The sequence below is a fragment of the Algibacter sp. 2305UL17-15 genome, assembly GCF_040720935.1.
Lineage (GTDB): Bacteria > Bacteroidota > Bacteroidia > Flavobacteriales > Flavobacteriaceae > Jejuia.
Genome location: NZ_JBFDAE010000001.1, coordinates 118,618 through 139,308, shown reverse-complemented (window position 1 = coordinate 139,308; position 20,691 = coordinate 118,618). Strand labels below are relative to the sequence as shown.

Annotated in this window: 21 protein-coding genes; 19 read left to right on the top strand and 2 right to left on the bottom strand. The window is 34.2% G+C overall.

Annotated elements, in window-relative coordinates; all coding sequences use genetic code 11:
- Window positions 1–7 precede the first annotated feature (7 nt).
- Window positions 8–3,310 carry a CRTAC1 family protein gene (locus ABXQ82_RS00595; RefSeq protein WP_367053458.1) on the top strand — a complete coding sequence of 1,101 codons (3,303 nt, stop codon included), beginning with the start codon at window positions 8–10 and terminating at the stop codon, window positions 3,308–3,310.
- A gap of 53 nt (window positions 3,311–3,363) precedes the next feature.
- Here ABXQ82_RS00595 and ABXQ82_RS00590 read toward each other — a convergent pair whose 3' ends face one another.
- Entirely contained in the window at window positions 3,364–4,803 is a 1,440-nt protein-coding gene (locus ABXQ82_RS00590) for a DASS family sodium-coupled anion symporter (RefSeq protein WP_367053456.1), read from the bottom strand.
- Window positions 4,804–5,101: 298 nt separating this feature from the next.
- On the opposite strand from ABXQ82_RS00590, the gene ABXQ82_RS00585 reads away from it, so the two are divergent.
- Window positions 5,102–5,647 (top strand): hypothetical protein, encoded by a 546-nt coding sequence (locus ABXQ82_RS00585; protein ID WP_367053454.1) that lies wholly within the window; start codon window positions 5,102–5,104, stop codon window positions 5,645–5,647.
- A gap of 78 nt (window positions 5,648–5,725) precedes the next feature.
- Here the strand turns inward: ABXQ82_RS00585 and ABXQ82_RS00580 are convergent, their stop codons facing one another.
- Entirely contained in the window at window positions 5,726–6,970 is a 1,245-nt protein-coding gene (locus ABXQ82_RS00580) for an NAD(P)/FAD-dependent oxidoreductase (protein WP_367053452.1), read from the bottom strand.
- Window positions 6,971–7,067: 97 nt separating this feature from the next.
- On the opposite strand from ABXQ82_RS00580, the gene ABXQ82_RS00575 reads away from it, so the two are divergent.
- The 17 genes from ABXQ82_RS00575 to ABXQ82_RS00495 all read left to right on the top strand — a co-directional run bounded on the left by ABXQ82_RS00575 (window position 7,068) and on the right by ABXQ82_RS00495 (window position 20,691).
- Window positions 7,068–8,603 (top strand): aromatic amino acid ammonia-lyase, encoded by a 1,536-nt coding sequence (locus ABXQ82_RS00575; RefSeq protein ID WP_367053450.1) that lies wholly within the window; start codon window positions 7,068–7,070, stop codon window positions 8,601–8,603.
- Window positions 8,603–9,739, top strand: a complete 1,137-nt coding sequence (locus ABXQ82_RS00570; RefSeq protein ID WP_367053448.1) for a WG repeat-containing protein — start codon at window positions 8,603–8,605, stop codon at window positions 9,737–9,739. The genes ABXQ82_RS00575 and ABXQ82_RS00570 overlap by 1 nt, the downstream gene beginning before the upstream one ends.
- Window positions 9,740–9,754: 15 nt before the next feature.
- Window positions 9,755–10,486 carry a 3-oxoacyl-ACP reductase FabG gene (gene fabG / locus ABXQ82_RS00565; protein WP_367053446.1) on the top strand — a complete coding sequence of 244 codons (732 nt, stop codon included), beginning with the start codon at window positions 9,755–9,757 and terminating at the stop codon, window positions 10,484–10,486.
- A 14-nt stretch (window positions 10,487–10,500) separates the two neighbouring features.
- Complete coding sequence (locus ABXQ82_RS00560; RefSeq protein ID WP_367053444.1) at window positions 10,501–11,718, top strand: beta-ketoacyl-[acyl-carrier-protein] synthase family protein; 1,218 nt, start codon at window positions 10,501–10,503, stop codon at window positions 11,716–11,718.
- A gap of 7 nt (window positions 11,719–11,725) precedes the next feature.
- Entirely contained in the window at window positions 11,726–11,968 is a 243-nt protein-coding gene (locus tag ABXQ82_RS00555; protein ID WP_367053442.1) for a phosphopantetheine-binding protein, read from the top strand.
- 17 nt (window positions 11,969–11,985) lie between these two features.
- On the top strand, window positions 11,986–12,870 hold the full coding sequence (locus tag ABXQ82_RS00550; protein ID WP_367053441.1) for a lipid A biosynthesis acyltransferase: 885 nt from the start codon (window positions 11,986–11,988) through the stop codon (window positions 12,868–12,870).
- Window positions 12,871–12,877: 7 nt separating this feature from the next.
- The gene (locus ABXQ82_RS00545) at window positions 12,878–13,315 is read left to right on the top strand and encodes a hypothetical protein (protein ID WP_367053439.1); all 438 of its coding nucleotides are present in this window, start codon (window positions 12,878–12,880) and stop codon (window positions 13,313–13,315) included.
- Window positions 13,316–13,321: 6 nt separating this feature from the next.
- Window positions 13,322–13,768: an acyl-CoA thioesterase gene (locus ABXQ82_RS00540; RefSeq protein ID WP_367053438.1), complete on the top strand. Its 447-nt coding sequence runs from the start codon at window positions 13,322–13,324 to the stop codon at window positions 13,766–13,768.
- 7 nt (window positions 13,769–13,775) lie between these two features.
- The gene (locus ABXQ82_RS00535) at window positions 13,776–14,912 is read left to right on the top strand and encodes a beta-ketoacyl synthase N-terminal-like domain-containing protein (protein ID WP_367053436.1); all 1,137 of its coding nucleotides are present in this window, start codon (window positions 13,776–13,778) and stop codon (window positions 14,910–14,912) included.
- Complete coding sequence (locus ABXQ82_RS00530) at window positions 14,909–15,532, top strand: 3-oxoacyl-ACP synthase (protein WP_367053434.1); 624 nt, start codon at window positions 14,909–14,911, stop codon at window positions 15,530–15,532. The genes ABXQ82_RS00535 and ABXQ82_RS00530 overlap by 4 nt, the downstream gene beginning before the upstream one ends.
- Window positions 15,532–15,789, top strand: coding sequence for a phosphopantetheine-binding protein (locus ABXQ82_RS00525; RefSeq protein ID WP_367053433.1), 258 nt, complete (start codon window positions 15,532–15,534; stop codon window positions 15,787–15,789). Before ABXQ82_RS00530 ends, ABXQ82_RS00525 begins: the two co-directional genes overlap by 1 nt.
- A 1-nt stretch (window position 15,790) precedes the next feature.
- On the top strand, window positions 15,791–16,990 hold the full coding sequence (locus tag ABXQ82_RS00520; protein ID WP_367053431.1) for a beta-ketoacyl-[acyl-carrier-protein] synthase family protein: 1,200 nt from the start codon (window positions 15,791–15,793) through the stop codon (window positions 16,988–16,990).
- Window positions 16,990–18,018 (top strand): beta-ketoacyl synthase chain length factor, encoded by a 1,029-nt coding sequence (locus ABXQ82_RS00515; protein ID WP_367053430.1) that lies wholly within the window; start codon window positions 16,990–16,992, stop codon window positions 18,016–18,018. The genes ABXQ82_RS00520 and ABXQ82_RS00515 overlap by 1 nt, the downstream gene beginning before the upstream one ends.
- Window positions 18,012–18,788: a polysaccharide deacetylase family protein gene (locus ABXQ82_RS00510; protein WP_367053428.1), complete on the top strand. Its 777-nt coding sequence runs from the start codon at window positions 18,012–18,014 to the stop codon at window positions 18,786–18,788. The genes ABXQ82_RS00515 and ABXQ82_RS00510 overlap by 7 nt, the downstream gene beginning before the upstream one ends.
- Window positions 18,781–19,407 (top strand): outer membrane lipoprotein carrier protein LolA, encoded by a 627-nt coding sequence (locus ABXQ82_RS00505; RefSeq protein WP_367053426.1) that lies wholly within the window; start codon window positions 18,781–18,783, stop codon window positions 19,405–19,407. Before ABXQ82_RS00510 ends, ABXQ82_RS00505 begins: the two co-directional genes overlap by 8 nt.
- Window positions 19,388–20,014 carry a hypothetical protein gene (locus ABXQ82_RS00500; RefSeq protein WP_367053425.1) on the top strand — a complete coding sequence of 209 codons (627 nt, stop codon included), beginning with the start codon at window positions 19,388–19,390 and terminating at the stop codon, window positions 20,012–20,014. The genes ABXQ82_RS00505 and ABXQ82_RS00500 overlap by 20 nt, the downstream gene beginning before the upstream one ends.
- Before the next feature lie 74 nt (window positions 20,015–20,088).
- Complete coding sequence (locus tag ABXQ82_RS00495; RefSeq protein WP_367053423.1) at window positions 20,089–20,691, top strand: outer membrane beta-barrel protein; 603 nt, start codon at window positions 20,089–20,091, stop codon at window positions 20,689–20,691.

The following is a 20,691-nucleotide window of genomic DNA, read 5'->3' as shown; positions in this document are numbered from 1 at the left end:
TAATGCCATGAAATGCAAGGTGTTAAAACAGATAATATATCTGTTCTTACTAATACTTTTTTTCAATTGTGATAAAGAAGAAAAAACTACTGCTTCAAACACAATTTTTGAAACCCTAGATGCTTCTATTTCTGGTATAGATTTTTCAAATACACTTACTGAAAATGACAGTTTAAATTACTTTACCTACTCCTATTTATACATGGGTGGCGGTGTTGCTGTTGGTGATATTAACAATGATGGTTTAAAGGATATTTTCTTCACAGGAAACCAAGTATCTAATAAATTATATTTAAACAAAGGCCATCTTAAATTTGAAGATGTTTCCGAAAAATCAGGTGTTTCTGGAGATAAAAGATGGTACACAGGTGTTACTATGGCCGATGTAAATGCCGATGGTTTTTTGGATATTTATTGTTCAGTAGCTGGAAAATTCCAACCTAAAACAAATCAACTTTTTATAAACAATCAAGATGGCACATTTTCAGAAAAAGCACAAGAATACGGTTTAGCAGATATTGGAAATAGTGTGCAAGCTACTTTTTTTGATTATGATAAAGATGGCGATTTAGATGTGTATGTTGCCAACTATCCCATTACAAAATTCAACGCTTCGGTTTATGTTTACGAGCAAAAAATGAAAACTGTAAACGACATTGAAACCGACCATTTGTACAGAAACGACAACGGTAAATTTGTTGATGTTACAGATGAAGCTGGCGTAAAAAGTTTCGGGTTAACATTAAGTGCTACAGTCGGCGATTTGAATAATGACTCCTGGCCAGATATTTACGTTTCTAACGATTTTGCTTCCCCTGATTATTTATATATGAATAATCAAGATGGCACGTTTAGAGAAGTTATAAAAGAAACAACCTCGCATACGGCTTTTTATGGCATGGGTGTTGATATTTCAGATTTTAATAACGACGGGAATCTTGATGTTTTTCAAGTGGATATGGATGCCAAAACCAACAAACGAAAAAAAGCAAATATGGCAGGTATGAACCCCGATTTGTTTTGGGGCGTTGTAGATGCTGGTTTTCATTACCAATACATGCAGAATTGTTTGCAGGTGAATACGGGAGTTTTTGAGGAAGGAAATCCGTTTTTCTCGAACGTGTCCAGAATTACGGGCGTGTCGTCCACAGATTGGAGTTGGGGACCACTTTTTGCCGATTTTGATAATGATGGGTTAAAAGACTTATTCGTTTCAAACGGCACACGACGCGAAGTCAATAACCGCGATTTCTTCAATCAGATTGATGATGCATTTACCATTGATAGTGATAAAACTTTGGAGATGAGCTTAAAAATTCCTTCAGAGCGCATTGATAATTTCATTTATAAAAACAACGGAAATTTAAACTTTAAACAGGCCAATGCAGCTTGGGGCATTGCGTTTAAAGGCTTCTCAAATGGTGTGGCTTATGGCGATTTAGATAATGATGGCGATTTGGAAATCATTACAAATAATATTGATGACAAAGCCTCGGTGTTTCAAAATAATAGTTCAGAAATCAACAATTATATTACTATAAATTTTGAAGGCATTCCTAATAATAAATTCGGTTTAGGCAATCGGGTTTTTATCACTACAAATGGCGAAACGCAAATGCAGGAATTAACATTAACACGGGGATTTCAATCTTCAGTAGCTCCAGAATTGCATTTCGGATTAGGTCAATCTAGTAAAATTGATGAACTAAAAGTTGTTTGGGCAGATGGTGCAGTTGAATTTAAAAAAGAGGTTTCTGTTAATCAAATTTTAACACTTAACTACGCCGATGCAAGCCCTGAAAATGAACAAATCAATATTGAAGCCCCAATTTTTAATTCAAATATAACAGGTGTCTTCCCTCAGCACAAACACCACGAAAACAAATTTGATGATTTTAAGTATCAAGTATTGTTACCACATAAAATGTCAACCTTTGGTCCAGCATTGGCTGTAGGCGATTTAAATAACGACGGACTGGATGATTATTTTGTGGGTGGTGCTTTTAATAGAATAGGAAGTTTGTTTTTTCAGACTGAAAATGGATTTGAAAAACAAGAAAGTATATTTCTAGAAGAAGATAAACTTAGTGAAGATGTTGGTGCTTTAATTTTTGATGCCGATAACGATGGCGATAACGATTTGTACGTGGTTAGCGGCGGTTATGAGTTTTCACCTAAATCTAAAATGCTTCAAGACAGATTTTATGTGAATGAAGGTTCAGGAAACTTTACAAAATCAAGTTCTCTTCCTGAAATGATTACAAGTGGCTCAAAGGTCTATAATCTAGATTTCAACAAAGATGGAAAACAGGATTTACTGGTGTTAGGCAGACAAGTTCCTGGAAATTATCCTGCGCCTGCCAACACATATTTGTTAGAAAACAAAACGGAAAATGGTGATGTAAAATTTGAAGATGCTACTAATGCCTCTGCGGAAGCGTTTAAAAATTTAGGGATGGCTACGGCAGCTATTATAACCGATTTTAACGATGATAATGCAGAAGATATCATTATTGTAGGTGAATGGATGCCCATTCGAGTTTTTAAAAATACAAATGGGATTTTCAAAGAAGTTTCAGAAGACCTTGGACTAAACAAAGACACTACGGGTTGGTGGTGGAGTATCAATGAAGGTGATTTTGATGGTGATGGTGATATGGATTATATAGTTGGGAACAACGGTTTGAACTATAAATACAAAGCCACAGAAGATGAAACTTTCGATATTTATGTGAACGATTTTGATAACGACAACAAAAAAGATATTGTACTAAGTTACTACAACGAGGGCAAGCAATATCCAGTTCGAGGGCGTGAATGCTCCTCACAACAAATTCCTCAAATAAAGGAAAAATTCAAAAACTATGAGACATTTTCTAATGCCACACTTGTTGATGTCTATGAAAAAGAGGCTTTAGAATCTGCTATTCACTATCAAGTAAAATCGTTTGCTAGTGTTTATTTAGAAAATAAAGACGGAAAATTTATTAGTCATGAATTACCCGCGGAAGCTCAAGTTTCAAGTATCAATAAAATTCTTGTTGATGATTATGATAACGATGGCGCATTAGATGCGGTAATTGCTGGAAATCTATATTCTTCCGAGGTAGAAACTCCAAGAAATGATGGCGGTTATGGCGTTTTCCTAAAGGGAAATAATGACGGAACTTTTAAAGCTTTAAAACCGTCGGAAAGTAGGTTCTTTACAAAAGGCGATGTTAAGGATTTAGAACAGATTTCAGTTAATGGGAAAGACTTTATTATTGCCGCAAAAAACAATGATTATTTGCAGTTCATTGGGATTAATTAAAAGTTTTTGCAATTAAATAAAACATCAGGTATATTAAAATTAATTCTATTTTTCTATAAATTCCAGACCAACGGAAGCACATAATAAACAATTAAAGTCAATAGTATAATAGAAATAATATTCATCCAAAATCCTTTTTTTACCATATCCTCGATTTTAAGATAACCAGAGCCAAAAACAACTGCATTTGGAGGTGTTGCAACTGGCAGCATAAAAGCACAGGAAGCGGCTACAGTAGCCCCTACCAAAAGCAAATAAGGGTGTCCACCAATAACAGATGCTAACGAAACAAGCACAGGCAATAACATAGCCGTTGTTGCTAAATTGGATGTAATTTCGGTTAAAAAATTAACAGAAGCAATTAAAATCAACAGTAACAAAATTAACGGAAATGTACTCAAAGATGTGAATTGCCCACCAATCCACACCGCCAATCCACTAGATTCGAAACCAAGTGCCAATGCCATTCCGCCACCAAATAAAAGTAAAATCCCCCAAGGTAATTTTATAGTATCCTCCCAATCGAGCAGGCGTTTTCCTTTTTCTTTGCTAGGCAATAAAAACACGAGAAAGGCACTTATAATAGCAATAATGGTATCATCAATAGCTGGAATAAATTGTTTTAATAAAAATGATCTCGTAATCCACGCAAAAGCCGTTAATAAAAAAACAGCAAATATTATTTTTTCTTCAAAAGAAATAGGCCCCAATGCTTTTAGTTGACGCTCTATTTCATCCTTTCCTCCCGGAAAGGTTTTCTGTTTAAATTTAAAAGCTACTCGCGTAAGGTAAAGCCAGCATATCCCTAAAAGCAGTAAACTAATGGGGAATCCAAAAGAAAACCATTGCGAAAATGTAATTTCCACACCATAAGATTCTTCAACTACGCCCGCTAGAACTAAATTAGGCGGTGTGCCAATTAAAGTTGCCATCCCGCCAATAGATGCGCTATAGGCAATCGCCAACATGAGTGCTTTTCCGAAAATTAAATTCTCGTTTTCTACGGTATTGGGATTGTCTTTAAGGTGGGTAACAATAGCCATCCCTACGGGTAAAATCATAACAGCAGTAGCGGTATTTGAAATCCACATCGATAAAAAAGCTGTTGAAATCATAAATCCTAAAATAATATAAATCACATTTGTGCCAACTACTTTTATAATCGTCAGCGCAATACGCTTATGGAGTTTCCATTTTTCTATGGCGATAGCCAAAATAAAACCGCCCAGATATAAAAAAATATACTTATGCCCATAAGACGAAGCTGTTTCGCTAAGGCTTGGCCCACCACTTAAAGGAAAAAGAATTATAGGCAATAATGCCGTTACCGCTATCGGTAAAGCTTCGGTAATCCACCAAACGGCAATCCACGCTGCACAAGCCAAAACTGAATTCGCAGAAGACTCCAATCCGTCTGGATGAACATAGCATTTAATTATTATAAATAATAGAGGTCCTAAAAACAGTCCTATTTTCTTTTTGGAAATCATCATTTTAAATTCAATTTAATTAAAAATTAAGTGTGCTGCTTGTTTTGATGCTAATGTATAATTATGGTCTGTATTTGTAATCATATAAAAGCTGCAATTGACAGTAAATTTAACTGAAACATAAAGATTCTGCCCAGTACCCACAAAATTTAATAATTGTCTAAAATAGTATAGTCGATTTCAATATTTTCCTTTATATTTGAAAGCTTATGACTACAATTTAAATCTTAATTTTTTTATGAAAAAACAGTTAACTATTATTACAGTAATACTCTTTACATCTTTTATGTTTTCCCAAAAAATGAAGGTAGTAAAAGGAGATTTTGATTTTATTAAAAATCAAAAAGAAATTAATGTTGAGTTTGTATATGACAATATGAAACTCTTTAAAAAAAATCTTACCAATGATGAATATGTAAAAGAACGCTATGCCGATTTAGAGGCTAAAGGGAAAGGAAAAGGAAAAGCTTGGAAAAAAAGTTGGGTAGCGAGTAGAGAACTCATTTATGCTCCTAAATTTTTAGAGCTCATGAACAGAGATTTATATAAAAAACAAGGCATTTCATTTGAAGAAAACCTATCGGGTGCAAAATACACGCTTATAGTAGAAACCGTTTGGGTCTATCCGGGATGGAATGCAGCTGTAATGAGACAACCTGCAAAAGTAACTACGTTAATAAAGTTTGTGGAGACCGCTAACAGGGATAATGTGTTATTGGAAATTACAAGTAAAAATGCACCGGGAAACAGATTTGGAGGTACATTTAGTAATGAAGATCGTTTAGGGGAAGGCTACGCAAAAACTGGTAAAACCTTATCTAAATTAATCATGAAAAAAGTATTTTAATTTTACTCAAATAAAATACCTCGGGGTATTTAAAACCCTAATAGATTAAGAAAGGGAAAAAGCGAATTATTTTATAATTCATTCGCTTTTTCCCTTTTCCATGTCTATTATGTGCGCAACGGTCTTAACAAGTCTATGATGATTTTTTACAAAAGGATTGGTCTCATCCCAAACATATCCAGCTAATACGGCACATATTTGTTTTTTTATTTCCGGATTCTCTGGTTTGTGAAAGAATATTTTTTGGAGGTTTCCTGTGTACCATTCTTTTACGTATGTTGCAAAAACATTAACTCCTTTTTTTATATAATCAGCGTATTCTACTTCCCAATTAACAGGAATATTTTGTAATTCTTTTGTAATAAGTTTTGCCGCAAGAAGTGCCGATTCTGTTGCAAAAGTAACACCCGAAGAAAATACAGGATCTAAAAATTCGGCACTATTACCTGTTAGCACATAACCTTTACCATAAAGGTTTGTTACAGATTTAGAATAGTTTTTTATTTCAACTGGATGAAACAAAAAATCGACACCTTCAAATCTGTCATGGTAATAATCAGAAAGCTTCAACATGTCAGCTAATTTTTTAGTGCTATTCCCAGTAAAAGATTCAATAAATTCAGTTGAACCAACAAAACCAATGCTCGTTGTTCCATTCGAAAATGGAATAACCCAGAACCATGTTCGCGTATCTATAACATCAAAGGTTATTCGTGTACCTTCCCAGCCCTCTGGACGTTTTACATCTTTTACGTGGGCAAATATTGAAGACTGATTTAACAGTTCTGATGGTTTTTCTAAATTTAAAAGTCGTGGTAAAACCCTACCATACCCGCTTGAATCAATAATATATTTTGCGCCAATCGTATTAATTTGTCCCTCTTTAGTTTTAATGGTTGTTATGGAAGTCCCATCATCATTAAAAATAACATCTATAACTTCTTGTTCTAAAGTAATATCTACACCTCGTTCAATGAGCTCGTTCACTAATACAATATCAAAATCTGCCCGTGGCACCTGCCAAGTCCAATTCCACCCTTCTGTATGTTTCTTGCTGAAATCAAAATCACAGACTTCTTTTCCTTTTATAAATCGCGCACCTTCCTTAACTTCAAAGTTTTGTGCTTTTAAACAATCTAACAAACCTGTTTCTTCAAAATGATCCATACACCTTGGCAGCAGACTTTCTCCAATAACAAACCTTGGAAATTTACTTTTTTCAACCACTTTTATAACACATCCGCTCTTTTGTAAATATGATGCTGCAACACAACCAGATGGCCCTGCGCCAATAACTAAAACATCAACATTTTCATCACTCATATTCTTTGTAGTTTAAATCATTTATTATTCTAAATTTGTAATCCAAAATAACTACTTTATATTTAGTTATTAAAATAAATATTCCAATACAATATAAATGTTAAAACTGAATGGAACTCTAGATATTGAAGATTTTTATAAGATCATTTTTGAAAACGATACTATTGAAATTGATGGTGCAGTTTATAAAACCATTGAAAATAGTTTCAATTTTCTGAAAACGTTTTCTGAAAACAAAACAATCTATGGTGTCAATACTGGTTTTGGGCCAATGGCACAATACAAAATAGCCGATTCTGATCGTATAAAATTGCAGTACAACTTAATTAGAAGTCATGCCTCAGGTACAGGAAATACTATTCATCCTCAATACGTAAAAGCAGCAATGCTAGCGCGATTAAACACCTTATCGTTGGGTAATTCTGGAGTCCATAAATCGGTAATTGAATTAATGAGTTCACTAATCAATAGAGGCATTACGCCATTAATATATGAGCATGGTGGCGTTGGCGCAAGTGGCGATTTGGTGCAATTGGCTCATTTAGCACTTGTGTTAATTGGTGAAGGTGAAGTATTTTATAAGAATGAATTAAGGCGGACAAAAGAAGTATTTAAAATTGAAAAATTAAAACCCATTACTGTTGCCTTGCGTGAAGGGTTGGCTTTAATGAACGGGACATCTGTAATGACAGGTATTGGGATTGTAAACACTATAAACACAAGGCGGTTGCTTAATTGGGTCATATTATGTTCTTCTGCAATAAATGAAATTGTTCAGGCTTACGACGATCACTTATCTGAGGAGCTAAACCAAACCAAAAAACACATTGGGCAACGAGAAGTAGCTAAACAAATGAGATCTCATTTAAAAGATAGCAAACTAACCAGAAAACGCGAGGAATTTTTATATAATAAAAACCCTGAGGTTACCGTTTTTGAAGAAAAAGTTCAAGAATATTATTCGCTAAGATGTGTCCCTCAAATATTAGGGCCTGTTTTGGATACTTTAAATAATATAGAACGGATTTTATTTGAAGAGGTAAATTCTGCAAACGACAACCCTATAGTTAATGTAGAAAAACAACATGTATATCATGGGGGAAATTTTCATGGGGATTACGTATCCCTAGAAATGGATAAATTAAAGCTAGTGGTCACTAAAATGAGCATGCTTTCTGAGCGACAATTGAACTACCTGTTAAACCCAAATCTAAACAATATTCTCCCAGCGTTTGTAAACCTTGGGACCTTAGGTTTAAACTTTGGCATGCAGGGGGTTCAGTTTACAGCAACATCTACTACTGCCGAAAATCAAATGCTATCTAATCCTATGTACGTGCATAGTATTCCAAACAATAACGACAACCAAGATATTGTAAGCATGGGTACAAATGCTGCCTTAATCACAAAAAAAGTTATTGAAAATGCTTTTGAAGTAGTTGCCATAGAAATGATAACCATTGTACAGGCTATTGAGTACCTTGAAACACAAGATAAAATATCTACAAAAACCAAAAAAATGTATGATGCTATACGAGATTTAGTTCCTATATTTACGGAAGACATCGTCATGTATCCTTATGTAAATAAGGTTAAAGATTTTATCATGAACCATAATAACAACATAGTATAATGAAATTTTATTACACCTTACTTTTTACATTTTTTTTAAACCTACCATTTATTAGTGGACAAGAATTGGCATTGGTTAGAGATAATGATTTGTTTGGTTATATTGATACTTCGGGAGAATACGTTATTCAACCACAATTTAAAAAAGCAGGGGATTTCTCCGAAGGATATGCTGCTGCGCTTCAAGGGGAAAAATGGGGGCTAATCAATACCTCTGGTGAGTGGGTTCTCAAGCCAGAATACGACAGGGTAAAAAGCTATAATTCTGGTTTTGTCTTAGTTCTTAAAGATGACCAATGGAATTATGTTAATACCTCTGGAGAAATTCTAAAGACACCTGTAACCGAAAAATATTTTGATTTTAACAATGGTGTTGCGTTTTACAGAAAAGCTAAAAAAATAGGTCTCTTAGGCACCGACGGCAAACTCATTTTAGAACCTACTTACAATGTTATAAAACCATTTTATAATGGATATGCAAGAGTGAGAAATGGAGAATATTGGGGTATGATTGACAAAAACGGAAAAGTATATATTCCAGTAGAATATTCCGAAATAGGGAGTTACAACAGCAAAGGCGTTTGGGCAAAAAAAGGGGAAACATTTGGTATTGTAAATGATAATACATTTAACCCTATAATTGGTATTGATAAAATTTGGGATTTTAATGATAATTCCGAATTGACCTATGCGCGAAGCAATAAAAAAGTAGGATTCATTAACAATACCGGTAAATGGGTTATAGAGCCTACATACGAAAAAGCACGAGCCTTTACTAATGGATTAGCACCAGTTTATAAAAATAAATTATGGGGTTACATTGATGAAAATGGAAAAGAAATTGTTGGCTTTCATTTTAGAGATGCCGAAATTTTTTCAGCCGATGGATTAGCCCCTGTAAAAGAAAAAAAGTTATGGGGTTTTATTGATAAATCAGGAAAAATGGTAATTCCAGCAGCATATCAAATTACGGCTGGAGGATTATCTTTATTCAGTAAAAATCAAATTAAAGGATTTTATAACGGAGTTGCGCGTGTAAAGCGTGGCAAACAATGGGGCTTCATTAATAAACAAGGAGACGTATTAGGAGGTAAGTGGCATCAAAATGCTGAATTATTTGCTAATGCCACCAAATAATAAGAGTATAAATAAATGAAATACGCTTTAGTTACAGGAGGTTCAAGAGGAATTGGCAAAGCAATTTGCATCCAACTGGCCAAAGATACCGGTTATACTATTTTAATAAATTATCACAGTAATAAGCAAGCCGCTTTAGATACTTTAAAAGCAGTTGAAGCAGCAGGTGGAACAGGGGAATTGTTACAATTTGATGTTGTAAATAATGAAGAAGTGAGATCTGTTTTAGATAACTGGCAAGAAAAAAATAAAGAAGCAATTATTGAAGTCATCGTTAACAATGCTGGGATTACAAAAGACGGTTTGTTTATGTGGATGACATCCGAAGACTGGAATAATGTTGTTAATACCAGCCTTAATGGGTTCTTTAATGTCACAAATCATTTGATTCAGAAATTGCTAGTCCAAAAATACGGACGCATTATTAATATTGTGTCTTTATCAGGTCTTAAAGGCACACCTGGTCAAACTAATTATTCGGCAGCAAAAGGTGCTGTAATAGGAGCAACAAAAGCTTTGGCTCAAGAAATAGCAAAACGCAATATTACCGTTAACGCAGTAGCTCCAGGGTTTATTAAAACCGATATGACAGGCGAGTTAAATGAAAAAGAATTAAAAAAATTAGTCCCTGCCAATCGTTTTGGAAACCCTGAAGAAGTTGCACATTTAGTGTCCTTTTTAGCGTCTGAAAAAGCAGCATACATAACAGGTGAGGTCATAAATATTAATGGAGGTATTTACTCTTAAATAAAGTTACGGAAATGGGAAGAGTGGTGATAACTGGTATGGGAATATATTCTTGTATAGGTAAAAATCTGGAGGAAGTAAAAGCGTCTCTTTATAACGGAGCCTCTGGAATTATCTTTGATGAAAAAAGAAAACCTTTTGGTTACCGTTCCTGTTTAACAGGTATGGTAGAACCCCCTGAATTAAAAAAACTTTTAACCAGAAGGCAACGCATTAGTTTAGGCGAGGAAGGTACATATGCTTATATGGCAACCATCGAAGCATTGGAGAATGCAAAAATCACGCAAGATTTTTTAGATGCAAATGAAGTAGGTATCCTTTATGGCAACGATAGCACCGCAAAATCTGTTATTGAAGCTGTTGATATTATTAGAGAGAAAAAAGACACCACATTAGTTGGTTCTGGCTCTATTTTTAAAGGCATGAATTCTTCTGTAACCATGAATTTATCGACCATATTTAAACTAACAGGAATTAATTTTACAATAAGTGCAGCCTGTGCAAGTGGTTCTCATGCTATTGGCATGGCGTATCAACTAATAAAAAGCGGGCTTCAAGATTGTATTATTTGTGGTGGAGCACAAGAAATTAACGAACTCGCCATGGGAAGTTTTGATGGTTTGGGCGTATTTTCCGCAAACGTAGAACAACCAGAAAAAGCGTCGCGTCCTTTCGATAAAAACCGCGATGGGCTCATACCAAGTGGTGGTGGGGCAACACTTATTGTAGAAAGTTATGAATCTGCAATAAAAAGAGGAGCTCCTATTTTAGGCGAAATTATTGGATATGGTTTTTCGTCAAACGGAGAGCATATTTCCACTCCAAATGTAGATGGGCCTTCGCGCGCCATGAAAAAAGCTATCAAACAAGCAAATATCCCCGTTAATAGTATTGATTATGTTAATGCGCATGCCACCTCAACACCTGTTGGCGATTCAAACGAAGCCAAAGCGATATTTGATGTTTTTGGAGAAAACGGCCCTTATGTGAGTTCTACAAAATCCATGACAGGACACGAATGTTGGATGGCAGGGGCCAGCGAAGTTATATACTCAATGCTCATGATGCAACATTCCTTTATTGCTCCTAATATAAATTTGGAAAACCCTGATGATGATGCTGCTAAATTAAATTTAGTAAGCAAAACGACAGATAAAAAAATTGATGTATTTTTGTCCAATTCTTTTGGATTTGGAGGAACAAATTCAGCATTGATAATAAAAAAAATATAGCACCCTTATGGACAAAGAAGTTATTGTTGAAAAAATAAACAACTTTCTTATAGATGAGTTTGAAGTTGAAGCAGATGATATTTTACCTGAAGCAAATTTAAAGGAAACCCTTGAACTTGATAGTTTAGATTTTGTGGATTTGGTAGTTGCTATCGAATCAAATTTTGGAGTAAAATTAGTTGGAGAAGATTTTGTAAATGTGGTAACACTTCAAAATTTTTATGACCTCATTGAAAATAAATTAAGCTAAATATCTACTAAAATTGAATGGCTACGGAATGGGAAGGAAAATCCAGAGGTTCAGTTTTAGGATATAAAATATTTGTTTTTTGTATTAAAAAACTCGGCTTACCTGTTGCCTATTTTGTACTCGTTTTTGTTGCTTTTTACTTTTGTTTTTTTGCTAAAAACAGTACCAAATCTATTTATAATTACCTTCGTAACAGGCAACAGTACTCAATACTTAAAAGCGTTTTTAGTGTTTACAAAAGCTACTATGTTTTTGGACAGACCATTATCGATAAAATTGCAATTTCTTCTGGTTTAAGAAACAAATTTTCTTATCATTTTGATGGTATTGAAAAACTACAAAACATACTCCAAGCAAAAAAGGGCGGTATCCTTATTAGTGCCCATGTCGGGAATTTCGAAATAGCCGAGTATTTTTTAAATGAATTAGAAGAAAACGTCACCATTAGTTTACTTACAACAGATGCCGAACATAGCGATATAAAAGCCTATATTGAAAGCGTAACAACAAAATCAAGCATTAAGTTTATTATTATAAAAGAAGACCTTTCCCATATCTTCGAAATAAATGCAGCACTTTCAAGAAATGAAATTATTTGTATAACTGGCGACAGATATATTAAAGAAACTAAATCGATGACACATACCCTGTTAGGTAAAGAAGCAAAATTTCCTGCGGGCCCATTTCTTTTAGGATCCCGATTAAAAGTGCCTGTTATTTTTGTGTATGTTATGAAAGAAACTAATAAGCATTACCACCTTTATGCAAGAACCGCCAAAGTAAAACATCGAGACCCTGCAGCATTATTAAAATCTTATACCGAAAGTTTAGAATGGATGCTTAAGAAATATCCGTTACAATGGTTTAATTATTTTGATTTTTGGAACGATTTAAAAGACTAGCAAACGCATGAACTTACTTAAAGAAAAAATAACCGACCAAAGCATTATCCTTAAACTGATACCACAACGCCCTCCAATTGTAATGGTAGATGCTTTGTTGTATTTTGACGCATCTAAAGTCATGTCTGGATTAACCATTTTAGATACTAATATGTTTGTGCAAGATGGCTACCTAACAGAACCGGGCTTAATAGAACATATGGCACAAACCGTTGCGCTTTATACTGGCTACCATTTTTATATTAAAAATAGACCAGCACCAGAAGGTTATATTGGGGCTATAAAAGGAGTGGTTATTGAAAAACTTCCAAAGGTTAATACACAACTTGAAACAGAAGTTGAGATTTTACAAGAAGTCATGGGCGTTACATTGGTTAAAGGCCTAACCCGATTGGATGGCGAAATTATCATGTCTGCCCAAATGAAAACTGTTTTAAAAAAATAAAGTCTAATGAAATCAAAAAAGCTTGAAAATGCTGAAGAAAACACATTAAAGGTGTCTCAAGATATTAGGGTTCGCTTCAATGAAACGGATGCATTGGGTATTGTTTGGCATGGTTATTACCTTCATTATTTCGAAGACGGCAGAGAAGCTTTTGGCAGAAAACATGGTATTTCATACCTAGATGTAAAAGCGCACGGTTACGTTACACCCATTGTAAAATCAAGTTGCGAACATAAATTACCATTACGCTATGGCGAAATAGCTACCATAGAAACAACCTTTATTAATACCCCTGCGGCTAAAATGATTTTTAACTACAAAATTTTCAATGCCGAAGGAGATCTAGTTTGTTTAGGGGAAACGATTCAAGTGTTTGTAGATGACAATAATGATTTGTCGCTAACATCTCCTCCTTTTTTCAAAGCTTGGAAAGACAGTAACAAATTAATATAAAAACATCATGAAGCACGTTTTTATTACTGCAAACACTATTATCTCCCCTCTTGGTTTTAATACCGAAACAAATATTTCGCAAATAGCTCAAGAAAATTCTGGGATTTCTTTGCACAATACTATTGGTGCTTCACCCTATTATGCTGCAATAATCAATGATGAAAAATTAAACAATTCGTTTCATAAAATAGGGCATATTGATGCTTACACTAAACTAGAGAAAATGATGATTTTGTCTTTGCAGGACACCATTTCTCAATCTGATTTTTCAATTTCTGATAAAACAGCATTACTTATAGCAACTACAAAAGGAAATATTGATGCCTTAGCAACTACAAATAATTTTTCCCCGGAACGTGCTTATTTACCTGTTTTAGGCGAAAGAATCAAAACCTTCTTTGGATTTAAAAACGAGCCTATTATCATATCCAATGCCTGTGTTTCTGGCATTTTATCGGTTGCGGTTGCCAAACGGCTTATCCAGAATGATTATTACGACAATGCTTTTATCGTTGGAGGTGATATCGTTTCAGAATTCACGTTATCAGGGTTTCAATCTTTTCAAGCCATAAGCGAAAACCCATGTAAACCATTTTCAAAATATAGAAATGGAATTACTATTGGGGAAGCTGCAGCGTCGGTCGCAATTTCTAATCAAAAACCAAAAACAGATAGTATCCAAGTTATTGGAGATGGCTCATGTAACGATGCCAATCATATTTCAGGCCCTTCAAGAGATGGAGAAGGTTTATACAGAAGCATCCAGTCTGCAATAAAAGAAGCAAACATAACACCTGAAACCATCGATTATATTTCAGCACACGGTACGGCAACAGTATTTAATGATGAAATGGAAGCCATTGCATTCAATAGAGCAAATCTAGAAACCGTTCCCTTAAATAGTTTAAAAGGCTATTATGGACATACTTTGGGTGCTTCAGGGCTTCTGGAAGCTATTGTTGGCATGTCTTCCATGAAAAACAACATGCTTTACACCTCTTTAGGAATTGATGAATTAGGGATTTCGGTACCATTACATGTTATTCAAAAGAAAAAGAAAGCAACAATTAATACCTTCTTAAAAACAGCATCTGGTTTTGGCGGTTGTAATACTGCTGTACTTTTTAAAAAAATAAACAGTTGAAAAAAAATCAAAGCGTCATAGCATATTGCCATATAAAAAACAATGCCGTTACACTTAATGGCAACACGGTTTTGCTTAAAGATTCTCAAATCCCTTTCGCAAAATTTTCAAAACAGGTGTATAAAGAAAAAGGGCTGGCGTATCCTAAATTCTTTAAAATGGACAACCTTAGTAAGCTTGCGTTTCTTGCAGCTGAATTTTTACTGGAAAACAACACTATCAACCCTAAAGACAAAGAAAATATAGCCATTGTGCTTTCCAATAAAAGCGCAAGTTTAGATACAGATAGAAGACATCAAGAAACTATTAATGATATAGAAAATTATTACCCAAGTCCTGCTGTTTTTGTTTACACATTGCCTAACATTGCTATTGGAGAAATTAGTATTAGACACCGAATTAAAGGGGAAAACGCATTTTTTGTTTCTAACAACTTCAATGAAAAACTTATGGAACAGTATGCTTTAAGCTTAATTCAGAATGAAAAAAGCAAGCATATTCTTTGTGGTTGGGTAGATTTTGATGATGACAATTATCATGCATTTATGTATCTTGTGGCAGAAGAAGGAGATTACAACTATTCACAAGAATTTATTAAAAAAATATATAACGAAAATTAATGGAGGCATTAAAAGAAGAACTTAAAAAAAGCATTATTGAACAATTAAATTTAGAGGATTTTAGTGTTGAGGATATTGCAGATAATGACACTTTATTTGGCGATGGATTAGGATTGGATTCTATTGATGCTTTGGAACTTATCGTCATGTTAGATAAAGATTACGGTATTAAACTTACCGATCCAAAAGAAGGAAAAGCTGTTTTTGCTTCTGTGGAAGTTTTAGCAGCTTACATTGCAGAACACAGAACAAAGTAATATGCCTCAAAATCGTGTTGCTATAACTGGAATGGGAATTGTGTCTTCTATCGGTAACACTATGGAAGAAAACCTGCATTCGCTTTTACATTACAAAAAGGGCATTGCGCCAATAGTTAATATAGAAACACGACATAAGGATGCTATTAAAGTTGGCGAAATACTACAAACCAATGAGCAATTGGCAAACAGCCTTAATTTACCAAAAGGCCATAATTATTCCAGAACCGCATTATTAGGATGCATCGCAGCAAAACAAGCCGTAAAACATGCAAATATTGAAGATATTAGTTCATTTAGAACTGGCTTAATATCATCGACAAGTGTTGGCGGAATGGATATGACCGAAAAACACTTTAAAAACTACACGTCCAATCCTGAAAGTAGAAAATTTATTAGTAGCCATCACGCAGGAGATAGTACTGAAAAAATTGCAGACCATTTAGGTATTTCAGATTATGTATCGACCATAAGTACGGCATGTTCTTCGGCTGCAAATGCTATCATGCTTGGGGCTCGATTAATTAAATCTGGACAATTAGACCGCGTCATTGTTGGAGGAACAGATGGATTGGCAAAATTTACCATCAATGGGTTTAAAACCCTAATGATATTATCGGACACCGATTGCGCACCTTTTGATGCAAACAGAACAGGTCTTAATTTAGGTGAAGCTGCCGCCTTTTTGGTATTGGAATCTGAGGTTATTGTTAAAGAAAATAATAAATCCGTTTTAGCCTATGTGGCTGGTTATGGCAATGCCAATGATGCATTTCATCAAACGGCATCATCAGAAAATGGAGAGGGCGCTTTTTTAGCCATGCAAAAGGCGTTAACCGTTGCAAATATTCAACCCAAAGACATTAATTATATTAATGCGCATGGTACTGCAACGCCTAACAATGATTTATCTGAAGGCAGAGCAATTCAAAGAATTTTTGGCCCTACCATCCCCGATTTTAGTTCAACAAAGGCATTTACTGGACATACTTTAGCCGCTGCCGGTGCAATTGAGGCGGTGTATTCGGTATTGGCACTTCAAAATAATGTGATGTTTCCTAATTTGAATTTTAACACGGCTATTCCAGAATTGCAAATGATTCCTATTACTGAAGTGACAAAAAAGCCATTGGAATATGCATTATCAAACTCATTTGGGTTTGGTGGTAACTGTTCAACACTTATTTTTTCTAAAAGCTAATGAAACCATGTTATATAAATAGTGCGGCTTCAATTTCGGCCCAAGATACTTTTGATTCGAATCGTTTTTTGGAAACAATCATTTCTCATGAGTCAAAAACGGTGCATGCTATGCATCCTAAATACAAAGAATTTATAAGCCCTATAGCAAGCAGGCGTATGGCAACTGGGGTGAAAATGGGTGTTGCCGCATCAAAAATGGCGTTACAAGAAGCGCAGTTGGAAACCCCTGATGCCATAATTACTGGAACGGGAATGGGCTGTATTGAAGATTCTGAAAAATTCCTGAATGCTATTATCGATAATGATGAGCAGTATTTAACGCCCACATCGTTTATTCAATCTACACATAATACAGTAGGCGCCCAAATTGCATTGACGTTAAACTGTAAAGGCTATAATGTAACCTATGTACATGGTGCTGTTTCGTTTGAATCTGCACTTGTTGATGCGCAACTTATGTTGCATGAACATACCGCAAACCATATTTTAGTTGGAGGCGTTGATGAATTGGGAAAACAATTTATTGAGGATATTGTGAAAGCTGAAGCCTTAGAGCCTAAACCCATTACAGTACCTTTTGGGGAAGGCGCCCATTTTTTTACACTATCGTCTTCAAAACAAAAAGATACATATGGCGAATTAAAAGCCATTGAAATTATCAATAAAGCCACGCCTGAATTAATTCAGGAAAAGCTACAAGCTTTTTTAAAACGTAACGGCTTAATTACATCAGATATTGACGCTGTTTTACTGGGCATTAATGGTGATGGATTTGACAATTATTACCAGAACCTTCAAAATTCTATCTTTAATACCACGCCTCAAATACATTACAAACATCTTAGCGGTGAGTTTTTTACGGCTTCTGCATTTGGGTTTTGGGTAGCAACCAACATCGTTAAACAACAAAAAATTCCAAAAGCATTATTACTTAACGAAGTAGAACATTCAAACTATAAAAACGTGTTGTTATACAACCAGTTTAAAGGGCGACAACATAGTTTTATGCTCCTCAGTTCATGCTAACATTTAAAAACATAAATGCCATCGCAATTATCTTGATCATTAGTTTAATAATTAGTGATTATTATTTTAATATTCCTGTAGTTGCTTATGGCATTGTTGTTTTGCTATGGTTGATCATAACCACTATTGGCAGTTTTAATATCACTTGGAATTACCATTTAAAAGCCTATAATTCGAAAACGAACAGTAAAGAAAAACGTATCGCTATTACCTTCGATGATGGTCCAAATAGCAAATTCACAACTCAAATATTAGAATTGCTTAAAACCTATAATGCAAAAGCAACATTTTTTTGCACAGGTAAACAAATTGAGCAACATGCAAACATTGTAAAACGTATTGTAAATGATGGCCATACCATAGGCAATCATTCCTATTCACATTCGCCTTATTTTGATTTCTATGGAAAACGAAAAGTTATGGCCGAAATTGAAAAAACAAATGCCTTAATTGAAGCGCTTATCGGTAAAAAAATGAACTTGTTCAGACCTCCTTATGGGGTTACAAATCCATCAATTTCTAAAGCTGTTAAAGAAACCAAACATCTGGTCATTGGATGGAATATCAGGTCGTTGGATACAGTTAAGAAAAACGAACAAAACATATTAAATGGAATACTGCGAAAAATTTCTCCTGGAGCGGTTATCTTATTACATGATTCAAAAGAAATAACAATAAGCGTTTTGGAACAATTGTTGTTATTTTTGCAGCAGAACGATTACCAACCCACAACCATTGATGCCTTATTTAATATTGAAGCTTATGCGTAATAGTCTTATTTTATTGTTTCTTTTCCTCGGTTGTCAATTTTCGTTTTCCCAAGAACCTCTTAGTGAAAACGAAATAAAAACGTTTAAACAAAACGTCATAGCACTTGACAGTACTACCAAAACCATTGTTAGTGATTTTATTCAATATAAACATTTAAGTTTTTTAGATAATGATATTGAAACCATTGGGAAGTTGGTGTTTAAAATGCCAGATTTAGTAAAATGGGAATACACATCGCCATATAAGTATAGCGTGATTTTTAAAGATGATAAGCTCTTGATAAATGATGATGGTGATAAAAGTAACATCGATATTGGGTCTAATAAAATGTTTAAAAGCCTCAATAATATCATTACCAATAGTGTAAAAGGGAACATGTTTAATACTAATGAATTCGCGATCTCATATTTTAAAACCAAAGACCATTTCCTTATAAAATTTGTTCCAAAAAATGAGAGTTTGCTTAAGTTTATAGCATTATTTGAATTGACTTTTAGTAAAAAAACATACGATGTTGTAGCAGTAAAAATGATTGAACCTTCGCAGGATTACACTAAAATCGTTTTCAAAAATAAAACACGTAACACAATGGTAAACGATGAGGTTTTTAATAATTAGTGTATTCTTTATTTTGCTTTTTCCTTCTTGTGGGATCCCTACAATTAAAGGGTTGCCAGAATACAATTCAACTCTAACAGAATTCTCAAATCCATATTTTTCAGATATAAATATTGATTACGTTTATAAGGCAAAAATAAATGCATACGACCATGTTTTTGGTGGCATGCTCATCATTAAAAAAATAAAAAACGATAATCATCGCATTGTGTTTACTACAAATTTCGGTAATAAAATTTTTGATTTCGAACTTCTTAACGGCGATTTAAAAACCCATTACATCATGGAAAAGCTTAATCGGAACATTATAATCAATACGCTTAAACACGATTTTGAAACCTTAACACAAGAACACAACAAAATCCATAGAGCTTTTAAAAAGGAGCAACAGTATTTGATGTATCAATCTAAAACGAAAAACAGGTACAACCATTATATCATATTGGATGCAACACGAGAATTGGCAGAAATTATCCATACTTCAAAGACAAAAGAAAAAATTATAATAAAGTTTGACGACATTCAAGATTCAATTGCTACTAGCATTTCTATTCAGCACAAAAAATCACCTATTAAAATCGAATTAGATTTTTTAAATAACAATTAAATTGTCACTATTCTCTTTTCTGTCGTAAGATGATTCTTTACTTTCGCAGAATACTATCAAATTACAAATCAATTATGAAAAAAATACCGGTACTATTAATTGCATTCTTATTTTTCAACCTTATAAATGCTCAAGTAGAAATTAAACCAGGATTAAAAGGGGGGTTGAATATTGCCAATTTAACTAATATGGATAATATTGGTGGAAACAGTAAAAGTATCACGTCCTTTCATATTGGGGGGACCCTATCGTTTAAGTTTGCTGATTTTTACACATTACAACCCGAAATTTTATATTCTAAACAAGGAAGCGATTTTAGTGTAAGTGGCACCAATAACGGTCAGTTTCAAATTGAACTTAATTATTTGTCCATTCCTGTTAACAATAAATTTTATGCTGGCGATAACGGTCTTAATTTTCAAGTAGCCCCAATTATTGATATTTTATTGAGCCATAAAAATGTGAATGACCCACAAGCTGTTGACATTGCTGTAGCATTTGCAATTGGTTACGATATAGCTAGTGGTGTTTATGTTTCAGTAGCTTATAAACAAGGCATCACAGACTTATTTGGTAGAAATGTAAATACAGGCAATGGCTACCAAACCACAGATGTTGGTGATTTAATATTGAATAAAGTAATTCAATTAAGTGTTGGTTACCAATTCGATTTATAA